The organism is Kiloniella majae, assembly GCF_002118315.1.
GTDB lineage: Bacteria > Pseudomonadota > Alphaproteobacteria > Kiloniellales > Kiloniellaceae > Kiloniella > Kiloniella majae.
This window is the reverse complement of the sequence record NZ_MTSZ01000004.1, coordinates 301,677-315,846: the sequence shown is the minus strand read 5'-3', so window position 1 is coordinate 315,846 and position 14,170 is coordinate 301,677. Positions and strand designations below refer to the sequence as shown.

13 protein-coding genes are annotated in these 14,170 nt (G+C 46.7%); 7 read left to right on the top strand and 6 right to left on the bottom strand.

Annotated features, from left to right (window positions below; genetic code table 11):
- Positions 1 to 40 precede the first annotated feature (40 nt).
- Both BKB51_RS14330 and BKB51_RS14325 read right to left on the bottom strand, forming a co-directional pair.
- Positions 41 to 595, bottom strand: a complete 555-nt coding sequence (locus BKB51_RS14330; RefSeq protein WP_085901774.1) for an ActR/PrrA/RegA family redox response regulator transcription factor — start codon at positions 593 to 595, stop codon at positions 41 to 43.
- Positions 596 to 741: 146 nt separating this feature from the next.
- Complete coding sequence (locus BKB51_RS14325; RefSeq protein WP_198946748.1) at positions 742 to 2,115, bottom strand: ActS/PrrB/RegB family redox-sensitive histidine kinase; 1,374 nt, start codon at positions 2,113 to 2,115, stop codon at positions 742 to 744.
- Between the two features lie 164 nt (positions 2,116 to 2,279).
- Here BKB51_RS14325 and BKB51_RS14320 point away from each other — a divergent pair, with 164 nt between their 5' ends.
- Both BKB51_RS14320 and BKB51_RS14315 read left to right on the top strand, forming a co-directional pair.
- Positions 2,280 to 3,098, top strand: a complete 819-nt coding sequence (locus BKB51_RS14320; protein WP_085901773.1) for an ABC transporter ATP-binding protein — start codon at positions 2,280 to 2,282, stop codon at positions 3,096 to 3,098.
- Positions 3,099 to 3,956, top strand: a complete 858-nt coding sequence (locus BKB51_RS14315; RefSeq protein WP_085901772.1) for an ABC transporter permease — start codon at positions 3,099 to 3,101, stop codon at positions 3,954 to 3,956. It begins immediately after the preceding gene.
- A gap of 65 nt (positions 3,957 to 4,021) precedes the next feature.
- Here the strand turns inward: BKB51_RS14315 and cobT are convergent, their stop codons facing one another.
- The gene (gene cobT, locus BKB51_RS14310) at positions 4,022 to 5,050 is read right to left on the bottom strand and encodes a nicotinate-nucleotide--dimethylbenzimidazole phosphoribosyltransferase (protein ID WP_085901771.1); all 1,029 of its coding nucleotides are present in this window, start codon (positions 5,048 to 5,050) and stop codon (positions 4,022 to 4,024) included.
- A gap of 222 nt (positions 5,051 to 5,272) precedes the next feature.
- Between cobT and cobS the strand changes: the two genes are divergently transcribed.
- Positions 5,273 to 6,133: an adenosylcobinamide-GDP ribazoletransferase gene (gene cobS / locus BKB51_RS14305; RefSeq protein ID WP_085901770.1), complete on the top strand. Its 861-nt coding sequence runs from the start codon at positions 5,273 to 5,275 to the stop codon at positions 6,131 to 6,133.
- Positions 6,134 to 6,142: 9 nt separating this feature from the next.
- The gene (locus BKB51_RS14300; RefSeq protein WP_085901769.1) at positions 6,143 to 6,805 is read left to right on the top strand and encodes a histidine phosphatase family protein; all 663 of its coding nucleotides are present in this window, start codon (positions 6,143 to 6,145) and stop codon (positions 6,803 to 6,805) included.
- Positions 6,806 to 6,837: 32 nt separating this feature from the next.
- Here BKB51_RS14300 and BKB51_RS14295 read toward each other — a convergent pair whose 3' ends face one another.
- Together BKB51_RS14295 and BKB51_RS14290 are read right to left on the bottom strand one after the other, a co-directional pair.
- The gene (locus BKB51_RS14295) at positions 6,838 to 8,379 is read right to left on the bottom strand and encodes an inorganic phosphate transporter (protein ID WP_085901768.1); all 1,542 of its coding nucleotides are present in this window, start codon (positions 8,377 to 8,379) and stop codon (positions 6,838 to 6,840) included.
- Positions 8,380 to 8,576: 197 nt separating this feature from the next.
- Positions 8,577 to 9,458, bottom strand: coding sequence for a LysR family transcriptional regulator (locus BKB51_RS14290; RefSeq protein WP_158090240.1), 882 nt, complete (start codon positions 9,456 to 9,458; stop codon positions 8,577 to 8,579).
- A gap of 97 nt (positions 9,459 to 9,555) precedes the next feature.
- On the opposite strand from BKB51_RS14290, the gene BKB51_RS14285 reads away from it, so the two are divergent.
- The gene (locus BKB51_RS14285) at positions 9,556 to 10,443 is read left to right on the top strand and encodes a DMT family transporter (protein ID WP_085901766.1); all 888 of its coding nucleotides are present in this window, start codon (positions 9,556 to 9,558) and stop codon (positions 10,441 to 10,443) included.
- 161 nt (positions 10,444 to 10,604) lie between these two features.
- Positions 10,605 to 11,495 carry a metallophosphoesterase gene (locus tag BKB51_RS14280; protein WP_085901765.1) on the top strand — a complete coding sequence of 297 codons (891 nt, stop codon included), beginning with the start codon at positions 10,605 to 10,607 and terminating at the stop codon, positions 11,493 to 11,495.
- On the opposite strand, the gene BKB51_RS14275 is transcribed toward BKB51_RS14280, so the two are convergent.
- Positions 11,487 to 13,097, bottom strand: coding sequence for a GMC family oxidoreductase (locus BKB51_RS14275; RefSeq protein ID WP_085901764.1), 1,611 nt, complete (start codon positions 13,095 to 13,097; stop codon positions 11,487 to 11,489). The genes BKB51_RS14280 and BKB51_RS14275 overlap by 9 nt on opposite strands.
- Positions 13,098 to 13,355: 258 nt before the next feature.
- On the opposite strand from BKB51_RS14275, the gene BKB51_RS14270 reads away from it, so the two are divergent.
- The gene (locus tag BKB51_RS14270; protein WP_085901763.1) at positions 13,356 to 14,057 is read left to right on the top strand and encodes a lipid-binding SYLF domain-containing protein; all 702 of its coding nucleotides are present in this window, start codon (positions 13,356 to 13,358) and stop codon (positions 14,055 to 14,057) included.
- Positions 14,058 to 14,170 lie beyond the last annotated feature (113 nt).

Here is a 14,170-nt window from a genome sequence, read left to right as displayed (position 1 = left end):
ACCTATAAAAACACAAAGGCATCTCATAAGTTTTCTAGCCTTAAGCGTGCGGGGCGTACTTTGCCAGAATACGTTGCAGTGTCCGTCGATGCATTCTCAAACGCCGTGCCGTTTCAGAAACATTGCGATCACACTGTTCATATACACGCTGAATATGCTCCCAACGTACACGATCTGCAGTCATGGGAAGCTCTGGCGGCGGAGGCATATCGCCATCAGCACCGGATTGTAACAAGGTCGCAGCGACTTGATCCGGATCAGCAGGTTTCGGTAAATAATCCAAAGCACCAACTTTGACCGCAGCTACAGCTGTCGCAATGTTTCCATAACCTGTGAGAACAACAACCCGCGCATTTTTGGATGTTTCGTGGATAGCTTTAACGACATCAAGGCCAGATCCATCCTGAAGCCTTAAATCAACAACAGCATATTCTTGGGCTTCTGAATGCGCCAAGCGGATACCATCTGCAACAGAATTGGCAATAACAGACCCAAACCCGCGCCGATCCATCGCCCGAGACAAGCGTTCCGCAAAACGCTCATCATCATCAACAATCAGCAGCTTCTTTTTTTCCGCGTCTTGCGATTCTGACATCACTAGTTACCCCTAGACAATTCTATTCTTTGTTATTTCACTATATTCTATGCTTCCAGACACAGACGGTCAAAGATGCATTAAGCTCAGCTGTCTTGCAAAATATTCATAGGCCTAAAATTCGTTAAATTCGGACATGATGCCTTTTACACAGATTGCGCAGTAACTTCCAAACGGTGCCGGGGCCAAACAATTTCGACAACCGCGCCACCTGTTTCATGATTAAAGTACGTCACCTTACCCCCCGTGTGCGAAAGCAAGGTTGTCGCGATAAACACCCCCAACCCCATGTGGTCCCCATCCTCTTCTTTACGGCGGTCTTGATTTTTTTGAACCAGAGCTTTTTGAGTAGGCTCTCGATTAGATAACAAAGGATCTCCTAAACGCCCCAAAACTTGTTGATCAAAGCCAGGACCATCGTCATGTATCGTCAGGGTAATGGTTCTTTTATCCCAAATTAGTGATATATCGACTTTTTCTTTTGCAAACTGAATTGCATTTTGAGCAAAAAGTCCCAACGAATGTAAAATTTCAGGACTTCGTTCGACCATCGGATGTTCGATGCCAGATTCTTCCCCTGAATTTTCGCGTGATTTAGCTTCTATGATCGTTTGAATATCCAGTTTTTCATAGGGTGCAACGGCCGCTTCAACAAGACTTTGGATAGGCATAAAATTATAAGGATCTCCACCGTCTTCCTCTGGCCAAGCCGCAAGGTTTTGTAAGATTTCTCGGCACCTGAGAATCTCACTAATCAAAAGCTCTACATCCGGCACATAAATGTCATCTGGGGGCAATTCCTCTTTCATTTCCTTTGCGACAACAAGCATTGTCCCCAAAGGACTGCCCAGTTCATGAGCAGCAGCGGCAGCCAAGCCCCCTAATGCCGATAATTTTTGCTCTCTCGCCAAGGCCATTTGCGACGCCACAAGCGCCATGCCCATAGATCGCGCTTCTTCGGTTAGTGAAGAAACATAAACCGCCAAAAAAATAGCTGTAAAAACCAACGCAGCCCACAGACCATAGAGATAAAGCGAATGGAGGAAAAAACTGCCTTCAGGCCAGGGAAGCGGCAAATAAAAGAAAACATCCGCTGTCACCGCGACAATCGCCAAGATACTTAAGCAAATTGTACTCCGTCTGGTGAGAATAGAAGCTGACACAGTTACCGGACCAAGAATCAGGATTGAAAAGGGGTTTGTCAGTCCCCCTGTCAGAGACAGCAGCACCGATATTTGGATCAAATCAAACGCCAAGGCCATGGTTGCTTCTTTGTTACGCAACCAGGATGATGCCGGGCGCGTCGCAACCTGCGCCACGTTCAAGACACCGGATGTCAAAACCACCAAAAATGCAGCAACCAATGGAAGCTCTAACCCAAGGCCAAAATGAGCAATTAACAACGCTGCCGTTTGTCCACAAATTGCCATCCACCTGATGAAAACCAGTGTTCTTAAACGAACACGACCTTGGTCAGGATGTAATCCTACTTCAGGTTCCAATCGAAATGCACTACTCACTGGTTTGGTTCCATCTTCTAGACTCTCCCCCTATGCATGGTTTTGTACTCTCGGGGAGTAAATCTTTATAATTCATAAGATATTTGTGGTGTCATAACACAATAGATATCATCCTATAGCAAAACAGAACAAGATTACTTTCCCAATCATGTTATATTAAGCCTATGACCCAGCACGCTATTCACGTCGAAAATCTCAGCAAAAGCTATGATGATGTTCTTGCCGTCAAATCAATTTCCTTTGCGGTGAAACCTGGCGAAACCGTCGCGTTGTTGGGTGGAAACGGTGCAGGGAAAACTACAACGATATCCATGCTTCTTGGCATTCTATTACCCTCATCGGGAATGATTAAAGTCCTTAGCGAAGATATGGTCAAAGACCGCTTCAAGGTTATGCATCGTCTGAATTTTTCATCCCCCTATGTGGATTTGCCCAGACGACTGACCGTTCGGCAAAACCTTATGTTTTTCAGTAAACTCTATGGCATTATCAACGCCAAAGAACGTTTGATGCATCTGGCCAAAGAACTCGACCTTCTTGAATTATTAAACCGCCCAACGGGAAGCTTGTCCGCAGGCCAGAAAACGAGAGTTTCTGTGGCCAAAGCCCTGATCAACGAACCTGAAATTCTTTTACTGGATGAGCCAACTGCCTCTCTGGACCCGGATACCGCGGATTGGGTCAGAAGCTATATAAAAGAATATCAAAAACGGACCAGCGCTGCGATCTTGCTGGCGTCCCATAACATGACAGAAGTCGAACGCATTTGTGACAATGTGTTGATGATGAAATACGGCACAATTGTCGATCAGGGAACGCCAGCTGATCTGTTACATCGCTATAGCCGGACAAATCTGGAGGAAGTCTTTCTTGATATCGCGCGTGATCGAAAAAAATCAGCAAATCAAGCGGGTGATGATGCATCCTCAAAAGATATCCCCAGAAAACCGCCTCATGACGATCTCGAGTACGGGGATATTTAGATGTCAAACTCATCAAACCAAACATCTCAAACCACAACTACTATTCCCCGGATAAGGCATACCCCGTCCGCGCTGATCCGTATACAGTCTGTCATGATGCGCCATCTTTACCTGATGCGCGCTTCCTGGCCGCGTATTTTTGAGCTTATGTACTGGCCATCTATTCAGATTGTGCTCTGGGGGTTCATCACACAGTTCCTCTTAACAAACAGTAGCTACATCGCCCAAGCAGCAGGTGTTTTGGTGTCGGCGGTGCTTCTATGGGATATTCTCTTCCGCGCACAACTTGGCTTCAGCCTCTCTTTTCTGGAAGAGCTTTGGTCCCGGAACATTGGCAACCTGGCCGTCAGCCCTCTTCGCCCCTACGAGTTTTTAACTGCCCTGATGGTCATGAGTATGATCAGAACGCTCATCGGTATTCTCCCCGCCACTTTTCTTGCAATCCTTTTTTACGAGGTATCGCTCTACGATCTGGGATTACCACTGATACTTTTTTTCAGTAATCTGATGATGATGGGATGGACCATTGGCCTTTTGGTTTGTGCTCTTATTCTCAGGGTCGGGCTGGGTGCTGAATCCATGGCTTGGTTAACCATCTTTCTGATTGCACCGATTTCAGCGGTCTACTACCCCGTAGACATCTTGCCCGAATGGCTACAAGCCCTTGCATGGGGGTTACCGACAGCACCTGTCTTTGAAGGTATGCGCGCTATCCTTTTTGATCAAGGCTTTCAACTTGATCTTTTCATCCACTCCCTGCTCTTGAATGTACTCTACTTCTCTATCGCAATCGGTGTGTTTTTATGGGCTTATCACGTTGCCAGAAAACGGGGCCTCTTATTACAAATGGGGGAATAGCAACGCTACTCCCCCATAAAATCGTTCGTGTTTTTACATAGGCCAGAGTTAAGCCGGGACCAGAATTAAGCCGGGCCACTAACCCCGGCTTCGGCAAAGGTGGCCATGCCATTATGGCACACACAGGCTGCCTTCAGGATTTGCAGAGCAAGCACAGCCCCGGAACCTTCCCCCAGACGCATATTGAAATCCAGCAAGGGTTCTTTACCAATATTTGCCATCAAAGCCTGATGACCGGGTTCAACGGATTGATGCCCGACAACACAATGATCAAGAAGCCTGTCATCAATTGCATGCAAAACAGCCGCTGCTGCTGTACAGGTATAACCATCTAGAACAACCGGGGTACGGGCAAGGCGTGCCGCAATAACAGCCCCGACAATTGCCGCGAGTTCAAGACCACCAACACACCGTAAAATCTGAAAAGGATCATCTGTAAAAGTTGGTTTGTGCAGTTCAATTGCCTGATTGATTAGTTTGGTTTTCAAGGCAAGTGTTTCGTCGTCCACACCCGTACCACGTCCCACCCAGTCAGCGGCATCACCACCGTAAAGAGCCATGCAAATCGCCGCAGCTGATGTCGTATTGCCAATACCCATCTCACCAACAGCCAAAACATCAATGCCTTCTTCGACAGCCATCATTCCATAGGCAATCGCGCGCACGAAGTCTTCTTCTTCCATTGCCGGCTGCTCGCTAGAATCAGCCGTTGGCTCATCAAGCGCGAGCTCGTAAACACGAAGATCTGAATCGGCTAACCCACAAAGCTGGTTAACTGCCGCACCACCGTGGATAAAGTTCGCCACCATTTGCTTGGTAACTTCGGTCGGATAAGCGGAAACCCCTTTTGCTGCAATGCCATGATTTCCGGCAAAAACAGCGGTAAACGGACGTTCAACCTGTGGCTTCTTCTTTCCCTGCCATGCAGCAAGCCAGATTGCCAGTTCCTCTAGGCGTCCTAAAGCTCCCAGGGGCTTTGTAAGCTGGGACTGTCTTTCTTCAGCAGCTTTTGCTGCCTCTCGACTTGGTCCCGGTAACTCCTTGAGCAGAACATGAATTTCATCCAGCGTCGAAATAGATGCCGCGTCTGACATAGTTTATTATCTCCCTTGCCCCTGATTTAACACAGGATTGCGATGCCTTCTGGCTATCAAATACCTTTACAGAACCGCTTTGGGGCGGCATTTGTTTCTTTGTGCGTTGATAACCCGATTTAATCGGTTTTAAAGCTCTGGCCCAAGCCATAACATAGCAGCAAGCCATTGTCTTTACCTCAGAACCACTCACTTTGTCGCATATACACCGGATAAGGCAACATGACAGCTCAACAGAACGATAAACCACATCAATGGCTGAACATGATAAAGCAGTTTGAACAGGACATACGCATCGCCCTTGCTTTTATGACGCGGATACCTGTGCCTTATCCAATGGACAAAGAAGGAAACCCAACAAACCGCAGTCTAGCAGAAGCATCCTGGTCTTTCCCCCTTATCGGCATTCTGGTTGGTTTTATCAGCGCCACGGTACTGGTCTTGAGCTTCTACCTCTCGCTTCCGCTTTATGTTTGTGCCCTTCTCGCAATTGTTTCCAGCATCCTCATCACTGGCGCCTTGCACGAAGACGGTCTTGCTGATGTTGCTGATGGCTTTGGTGGCAGTCACGATCCGGAACGCAAGCTTGAGATTATGAAGGATAGTCGCGTTGGGAGCTATGGTGTTCTTGCCCTTGGTATCTCAGTTCTACTACGCACTCTGTTATTAGGTAGTTTGCTCTCTTTGGCACAGCTAAGCCCGATGGGTGCAGACAACTATCAATGGGCAATACTGACCCAGATTTTCGCCATTTACATTTCGGCACATATAATTGGCAGAGGTCTTGCCCCCTTGATGATGAGCCACCTTCCCCTAGCCAAGAAAAGCGGGATGGCTGCAACCGCCGCGAAACCCAAACTACGAAGCAGTTATGGAAGTCTGCTACTGACTTTACTCTTCCTGTTTATTTTTCTGCCTCCTCTATCTGTCTTGATTGTTCTTGTCTCCAATGTCCTAATGGTTCTGTTTTTATCATGGCTAACAATGCGACAGGTTGGCGGGTATACCGGTGATGTCCTTGGCACTGCGGTTCAACTGTGTGAAATCATGACCTATCTCGTCCTGTTAAGTTATATCGCCTAGGAGGCACAGGTGACACAAACCAGATGGTGGTGGATCAGGCATGCGCCTGTCACCGAAAACAACGGCACGATATATGGTAATCTGGATCTAAATTGTGACTGTCATGACAAAGAGAGTTTTCAAGCTCTCGCTGGGATCCTGCCCGATGATGCCATCTGGGTGACAACACCGCTCAAACGAACCCGTCAAACGGCCAATGCTATTCGTGCAGAAATCCAGGCTAATGACTTTCCCGCTTATGATGTCATTGACGACTTTCAGGAACAGTCATTTGGTGACTGGCATGGTATGACGCATCAGGAACTCGGCGAAATTCGGGGTGATGCATGGCATCGTTTTTGGCATGCGCCTGCATCCGAAGCCCCCCCGGGTGGAGAAAGTTTCGAAGATCTTATTTCCCGAACGGCAAAATCAATTGATGTTCTTAATCAAAAATATAGCGGAAAAGATATTATTGCAGTAACCCATGGCGGCACAATTCGAGCAGCAGTTGCCCATGCACTGGATCTCAAATCCGAAAAAGCGCTTGGCCTTTCCATTGGCAATCTGTCTTTGACAAGACTGGATTATTACTTAACCAAAGAAGGTGATACTTCGGATCATTCATCTTGGGGAATTGTTAGCATTAATGTCGAACCGCGTGCTTTCAAAACAAAAAAAGCTCCTGTGTAGGAGCTTTTTCATATTCAGTGATCTAAAACGTTTTATAGCACAAACGTTATCACAAAGAAGATTGAGGCAGACAGTAATGCTGCCGCAGGAACTGTGATCACCCAGGCTGCAATAATGGTCGTAAAGTGGGACCGACGAACCAGTTTACGGCGCCCAATCTCTTCACGATCAGAAACAACACCTTCGTGTTCGCTTTCGGGGTGACGCTCGTGTTGTCGCACATATTGACGACGACGCTTGCTTTTCTTGGTGTAATATTCCCTGAAAAAACCAACACCAAACACAGCACCCACAGCAATATGTGTTGAGCTAACCGGTAATCCCAAAGCCGATGCCATGATCACAGTAATAGCAGCTGAAAGCGCCACACAGTAAGCCCGCATTGGGTTCATCTTGGTAATCTGCTCTCCAACCATACGGATGAGTTTAGGGCCATAGAGGAAAAGACCAAGGCTGATACCAATTGCACCAATAATCATCACCCAGATCGGAATAGAAACCTTCGCGGCGATATCACCTGATTCTACTGCGTGTAAAACAGCAGCCAAAGGTCCAACAGCATTCGCCACATCATTCGCACCATGTGCAAAAGACAACAAAGCCGCAGAGAAAATCAGGGGTAAATGAAACAGCTCTCTCAAAGACTGGTTTCTATTTTCCATACCTTCGGACTGTTTACGAATAACCGGCTTTAACAACGCATACGATCCAACAAAGATAGCAACACCAATCATAGCAACAGTTGCATAGTCCGGTTTCCAGATCTTCTTCAGCCCCTTCATCATCAAATAACACGAGAAAGCGGTCGCCATGATCGCGAGCAACATCGGCACCCAACGACGCGCAGCTGCAATTTTGTCATCCCGATAAATGATATTGCTTTTGATAAAGGCAAGGAAAAGAGCTGCAATAACACCACCCAGGACAGGTGAGATCACCCAACTGGCCGCAATCTTACTCATGGTAAACCAGTTTACGGCACCAAAACCCACGGCAGCGATACCAGCGCCCATCACACCACCAACAACAGAGTGTGTCGTTGAAACTGGTGCCCCGATGTAGGTTGCAAGATTAACCCATAGGGCAGATGACAACAGTGCCGCCATCATTGCCCAGATAAAGGTCTGGCTATCAGGTACAAGTGACGGGTCAATAATCCCCTTGGAGATTGTCGAAACAACATCACCGCCCGCCAACAGTGCCCCGGCACTTTCAAAGACAGCCGCAATAATCAGCGCCCCGGTCATGGTCAAAGCCCGTGACCCAACAGCAGGACCAACATTGTTTGCCACATCATTGGCACCAATGTTCAGCGCCATATACCCACCAAGAGTTGCCGCAACAATGATATAAACCGCGTTTGGCTGCGCCCCGATCAGGATACTGGCAAAGCCACCAGCAACCGCCAGGAATAGAATAGCAAGGCCTGGTGCAAAAAGATGTTGCGATATAGAGCGCGTCGCCTCTTCCATCGTAACAATTTTGCTTAAGTCTTTATCCAGAGATGGTTTTGCTAACTTCATATCGTCTGATGACGATGAATTCGTATTTCCTGACGGATCAGAAGATGCCATTTTTCAAACTTTCATACACCAAGATTGGGTAATTTCAGATTTGTGATAGTTTCGTTGCAGATAAATGACAAATTATCGTTTCGTGACTCTAATGTGACAGTTTAATGACACATCATATTTGGTAATAAAAACATGTCTTTCTGAGGCACATGATCTGGTCATCAGTTAAATATAAGCTTTCTTTCCGCTGAAAATTCTCAGATCTTACTAACGATCGCCATCTCTTCAAAGAGCCAGTTTCTGAACTTTTCGACCATCCCGTCTCGATGTACGCCCTGTTGCAAACAATATCGCCCCAGTTCAATAGCCTCAAATCCCGGCAATCTGATCAGTGATTTGTTTTCAATTTCTGTCTTGATCATAAAGTCTGGAGACAAGACCATACCCAATCCAGCGACGGCAGCCCGTAACGCCGCATCATCAATATCAAACTGATCGGCAAAATCTATTGTCGCTTGATCGATGCCTACTTCGGCACACCATAATCCCCAGTCCCAATTGTTCTCGGTACATTTCAAAGCAGGCACATGATGAATGTCTTTGGGTTGCCCATATCCGGATTTTGCCAGTAAATCAGGCGAAAGAACGGGACAACAATAATCAGATAACAAAATATCCTCTTTACCCCGGTAATCTCCTTTTCGACGATAGGTAATCGCAATGTCAGAAAATGGGTCCAACGAAACATCCGCAAACCCACTGGTTTCTATTCTAATCTTGGCAGTAGGATAACGATGTTTAAACCTTTCAAGGGAAGGAATAAGCCAGCGAACAGCAAAGGTAACGGAAACACGAACAACGACCTCGTTGCTATCGCGAAAGAGTTTTTCCGTTGCCTGTTCTAAAATTGCCAATCCTGGGCTGACATCACTAAGAAAGCTGTGCCCGGTATCCGTTAAGGTAATTGAGTTGTTCTTACGGGCAAACAGACTGATCCCCAAGTGGGTTTCCAGATTCTTGATCTGATGGCTCACTGCACTTGCCGTTACACAAAGCTCATCAGCAGCAAGCGAAATACTGCCATGTTTAGCGACCAGAGCAAAAATACGGATCGCATTGAAAGATACTTTATTCAGCATTTGCATTAGATAACCTTACGCAGAGTGAATTCTTCTCATTTGATTTTGCAATAGTTTCTCTTTTATTTACAGGAGAAAAATTAACCCAAGAAAGAATATGCAAGCCATTACCAAATCAGATAACAGTCAGGCTATACTTTGGGTTCTAGCTGGCACTGCTCTCTTTTCAATTGTCTTTGCATCTGGAAAATTTGCCGAAGGTGTTGCCTCTCCCCTACAAGTCATATTTCTCCGTTACATCAGCGGCTTCACCCTTCTTTTAGCTCTGGCCTTTCGCTTTAGAGCCAAGCATGCCACCTATCGAAGCAAAAGGGCCAAAACCCACTTTGTCAGGGCTATACTGGGGTGTTATGGCGGCGTTGCCATTGTTTATGCCTCTGCCAATATGCCAATCCTCGATGCGACAGCAATCAGCTTGTTATACGTTATCTTTATCATTGCACTTGGAATAATTTTTCTACGCGAACGCATCAGTAAGTTCCACTGGGGTGCGATTATTATTTCCAGCATTGGCGCAGGTGTGGTCATGATATCACGCGGTGCCTTTCAAAATTTCAATCTTTCCTATCTATGGCCCGCCGCAATTGCCATTGCCGGGGCCTTACTCATTGCCGCCGAGGCAATTTTGATAAGAACACTTAGTCAGGCAGAAAGCCCCATGACTGTTTTGTTATACGTGAATTTTTTTGGCATTGGCCTTGTTGCCCTGCCCGCCTCATCCACATGGATATCAACTGAAATTATCGACAACTTGCCTTTCCTACTATTAGGCCCTGTCGCCATATCGGCACAATACTGCATTATCAGAGGGTACCGGATTGCAAAGGTTTCAGTTCTTGGCCCTATTGATTACACTTGGCTTGGTTTTGCAGGCCTTATCGGGTTTATCTTCTTTGATGAAATCCCCACCCTCGGTGTAATTTTAGGCACAGCATTGATCGCCATCGGTGGCATCGTCCTTACTTTTCTCAAAACAGAAGAATAATCTTACGATAAACAGCTTATTGAAAAACACGCGTTTTATTTAAAAGCGTCATACGACAGAATTTAGTTTTGATATCTCCAGTCATAATTCGCTCAAAGTTCCATGGCATCTTTGGCGTATGTAAACTCTATAATTTTCATTCCGGTATTTAATCACCTGTCATGTATTCACGCAGACAATTTTTTCGCTTTCTCCTTGGTGGGGCAGGCCTATTAACAGGTCTGGCCAGTTATGGCTTTGTTCTCGAGCCCGGTTTCAGGATGTCGATTTGTCGCCATCCCGTCTCGCCCACCAACTGGCCAAAAGGAATGACACTAAGAATAGCAGCGTTGGCAGATCCCCATATAGGAGAGCCCTATATGTCAATCGAACGTCTGGAGAAGATTGTAGAGCAAACAAATAACACCAAGCCTGATATTGTTGTGCTGCTTGGGGATTATGTCGCCGGGCATAGATTCATATCGCGCCATCTTTCTGTTCGTTCCGCAGCAAGGGTTTTTGCAAAACTGAGGTCACCTTTGGGAACTTACGCTATCCTGGGTAATCATGATTGGTGGGATGATCCCGTTGCCCAGCGAACCCGACAGGGTCCTCCACTTGCACAGAAAGATCTTGAAGCAGAAGGTATCCCCGTATTAGAGAATTCAGCTTTGAAACTATTCCATCAGGGAAAGCCGTTCTGGCTTCTAGGACTTGGAGATCAGTACGCTTTTCTGGACAGGGAAAAGGGATATATTGGCAGAGATAACCTTCCAAAATTAATGTCACAAATCACAGATGATGCACCGAGTATCCTGCTTGCCCATGAACCAGATATTTTCCCACAAGTGAGTTCTAAAATTGGCGTCACCCTTTGTGGACATACCCACGGCGGCCAAATACGACTGTTTAATTACTCACCGGTTGTTCCATCCCGTTATGGAAATCGTTATGCCTATGGGCATATTATCGAAGACAACAAAAACCTTGTCGTTTCAGGGGGTCTCGGCTGTTCCATATTACCAGTCCGCTTTGGCGTGCCACCGGAAATCACCCTGATTGATTTAGCTTGAATTCTTTGCCCCAAGAATCAAATCACTCGCCTTTTCAGCGATCATAATTGTTGGCGCATTGGTATTGCCAGAGGTAATGGTCGGCATGATTGAAGCATCAGCAACCCGTAATCCCGTTATGCCATGAACCCGAAGTTCTTCATCCACCACAGCCATCGAATCAGATCCCATTTTACAGGTGCCGACGGGGTGAAAAATCGTTGTGCCAATATCCCCGACAGCCTTCAGGATATCTTCATCACGAACAACATCAGAACCGGGCAGATACTCCCTCGGAGAATGCTTTGATAATGCCGGACTTGCGCAGATCTCACGCGTCAGTTTAATCGCATTAATTGCCACCTGCCGATCTCCTTCTGTCGAGAGATAATTCGGGGCAATCCTTGGCATCTCCTCACCTTTGGGATCGTTCAGATGCACAGAACCACGGGATTCAGGCCGCAAGTTGCAGACCGAAGCCGTAAAGCCGGGAAATTTATGAAGCGGATCACCCAGTTTATCCGTTGAAAGCGGCTGGACATGATATTCCAGATCAGGTGTCTCCAATCCCGGGTTGCTCTTTGCGAAGCATCCTAATTGACTTGGTGCCATCGACAAGGGACCTTTTCGAAACAGGGCATAGTCCACCGCCATACCTGCTTTGGCAAAAAGACTGTGAGACATTTCATTAAGTGTCTTTGTACCCGAGACCTGAAAAACAGTTCGAATTTGCAAATGGTCCTGCAAATTTTCACCAACACCAGCCAGTTCGTGCTGCACCTCAACGCCGTGGCCAGTCAAAAGCTCTCCACCGCCAATACCAGAGCTTTGCAACAACACAGGCGACGCCACCGCGCCAGCAGATAGAATAAGCTCTTTTCTTGCCTTCACCTCCGAACGGATCCCCTTATGATCAAGCTCCAGCCCCTTAGTTACTTTATTTTCCAACACTATTCTTCGTGCTTGAGCTTGAGTGAGAACCGTCAGATTTTTCCGCTCTTTAACGGGGTAAAGGAACGCACGGGCTGCACTAAACCGCACCCCTTTCTTTTGCGTTACTTCAAAATACCCAACCCCTTCGTTATTACCTTTGTTGAAATCCGTTGTTTGGGGAATACCAGCCTCTGCCGCAGCCTCTTGAAAACGATCGAGGATCGGCCAGGAAAGACGTTGCTCTTCAACCCTGAGTTCTCCCTGATCACTGTGGAATTCTGAATCTCCCTTATGGTAATTCTCTCCCCGCTTGAACAGGGGAAGAACATCGTCCCACGCCCAACCGGCATTCCCCATCTGCCGCCATTGATCGTAGTCTCTCGCCTGCCCTCGCATATAAATCATACCGTTAATTGAGGAACAACCGCCGAGGACTTTACCGCGAGGATAGCTTAAGGATCGACCATTTAATCCCTGCTCTTTAACCGTTGAAAAACACCAGTCGGTTCGGGGATTATTAATCGTGTAGAGATAGCCAACAGGAATATGAATCCAATGATAATTATCTTTTCCACCAGCCTCCAACAAAAGCACAGAATTATTCGGATCTTTGGATAGTCGATTTGCCAGAACACAGCCGGCTGTTCCGGCCCCGACAATCACATAATCATAAGTTCCTAAACTCTGCATAGTCAGACTCCCAAACCAAAGCGCTTAACGTGGGCTTGGCTTTTTATTTTGGATTAAAGGAAATTACTGATGTGCATCTTGATCCCAATTGAATCAGCCTGTTTATTGGTATTGAAGTAAAGTCCTTTGCGTAGAAGACAATAAATTATGCTAATTGACACAAATTGTCTCTGCCTTTTCCGGTATTTTCCTGCGATACTGCTTTGCAGAATTAACCATATCCGCCCCTAACAACCGCTTTCGAGCGAGGAGAACGACATGATCAAAAGCCTCAGACAGGCTTTCACTTCTGCCATTTCATCCAAATTGATGTTTCTAACCACCCTTTTTGCAGTATCTTTTTCTTATCAAGTACAGGCCGCAAGCGACGCAGAAGAGCTTGTCGCAGAATCCCGCTACACGCTGGAAAAAATGCTCAGTAACCCTGACTATTCCAAATTGCAGGAATTCGCAAAACAATCCAAAGGGATCATCATCATCCCGCAACTGGTCAAAGGCGGCTTTATCATCGGTGGTGAAGGAGGATCAGGCGTCCTTCTTGTCAGAGGTACCCATGGTACATGGAGCAATCCAACCTTCTATACACTGGCGGCAGGAAGTATTGGTTTGCAAATCGGTGGTGAAGTTTCGGAAGTCGTCTTTACACTTATGAACCAGGGCGCTGTTGATGCCATACTGGATAGCGAAATCAAATTTGGCGGTGATCTTTCACTCGCGGTTGGCCCCTTTGGTGCAGGTGTTGAAGCGTCAACAACAGCGAACCTTGATGTTGATGTGTATGCCTTCTCCAGCTCTGTTGGTCTTTTTGGCGGGGGTGCTTTTGAAGGTGCAAAACTTTTCACCCGGGAAAGTTATAACAGCAGCTATTATGGCGCAGGTGCAACGCCTCGAAAAATTACCATCGAACGTGCTTTTTCAAATCCGCATTCTGATAAACTACGGGCAGCTCTTCCCCAATAACGTCCTCAGTAACGTCCCCCGTAATTTTCGAGGCTAGTTTCAAAAGTTAACATCTCCGCGAAAGACACATCACGATAGAAGCCTGCCTGGATAAATAATCTGGGCAGGTTTCT

Bases quoted from the DNA above. Each gene is read 5' to 3' on its own strand.
- BKB51_RS14330 (WP_085901774.1), bottom strand. From the start codon at position 595: ATGTCAGAATCGCAAGACGCGGAAAAAAAGAAGCTGCTGATTGTTGAT.
- BKB51_RS14320 (WP_085901773.1), top strand. From the start codon at position 2,280: ATGACCCAGCACGCTATTCACGTCGAAAATCTCAGCAAAAGCTATGAT.
- BKB51_RS14315 (WP_085901772.1), top strand. From the start codon at position 3,099: ATGTCAAACTCATCAAACCAAACATCTCAAACCACAACTACTATTCCC.
- cobT (WP_085901771.1), bottom strand. From the start codon at position 5,050: ATGTCAGACGCGGCATCTATTTCGACGCTGGATGAAATTCATGTTCTG.
- cobS (WP_085901770.1), top strand. From the start codon at position 5,273: ATGACAGCTCAACAGAACGATAAACCACATCAATGGCTGAACATGATA.
- BKB51_RS14295 (WP_085901768.1), bottom strand. From the start codon at position 8,379: ATGGCATCTTCTGATCCGTCAGGAAATACGAATTCATCGTCATCAGAC.
- BKB51_RS14290 (WP_158090240.1), bottom strand. From the start codon at position 9,458: ATGCTGAATAAAGTATCTTTCAATGCGATCCGTATTTTTGCTCTGGTC.
- BKB51_RS14285 (WP_085901766.1), top strand. From the start codon at position 9,556: ATGCAAGCCATTACCAAATCAGATAACAGTCAGGCTATACTTTGGGTT.
- BKB51_RS14280 (WP_085901765.1), top strand. From the start codon at position 10,605: ATGTATTCACGCAGACAATTTTTTCGCTTTCTCCTTGGTGGGGCAGGC.
- BKB51_RS14275 (WP_085901764.1), bottom strand. From the start codon at position 13,097: ATGCAGAGTTTAGGAACTTATGATTATGTGATTGTCGGGGCCGGAACA.
- BKB51_RS14270 (WP_085901763.1), top strand. From the start codon at position 13,356: ATGATCAAAAGCCTCAGACAGGCTTTCACTTCTGCCATTTCATCCAAA.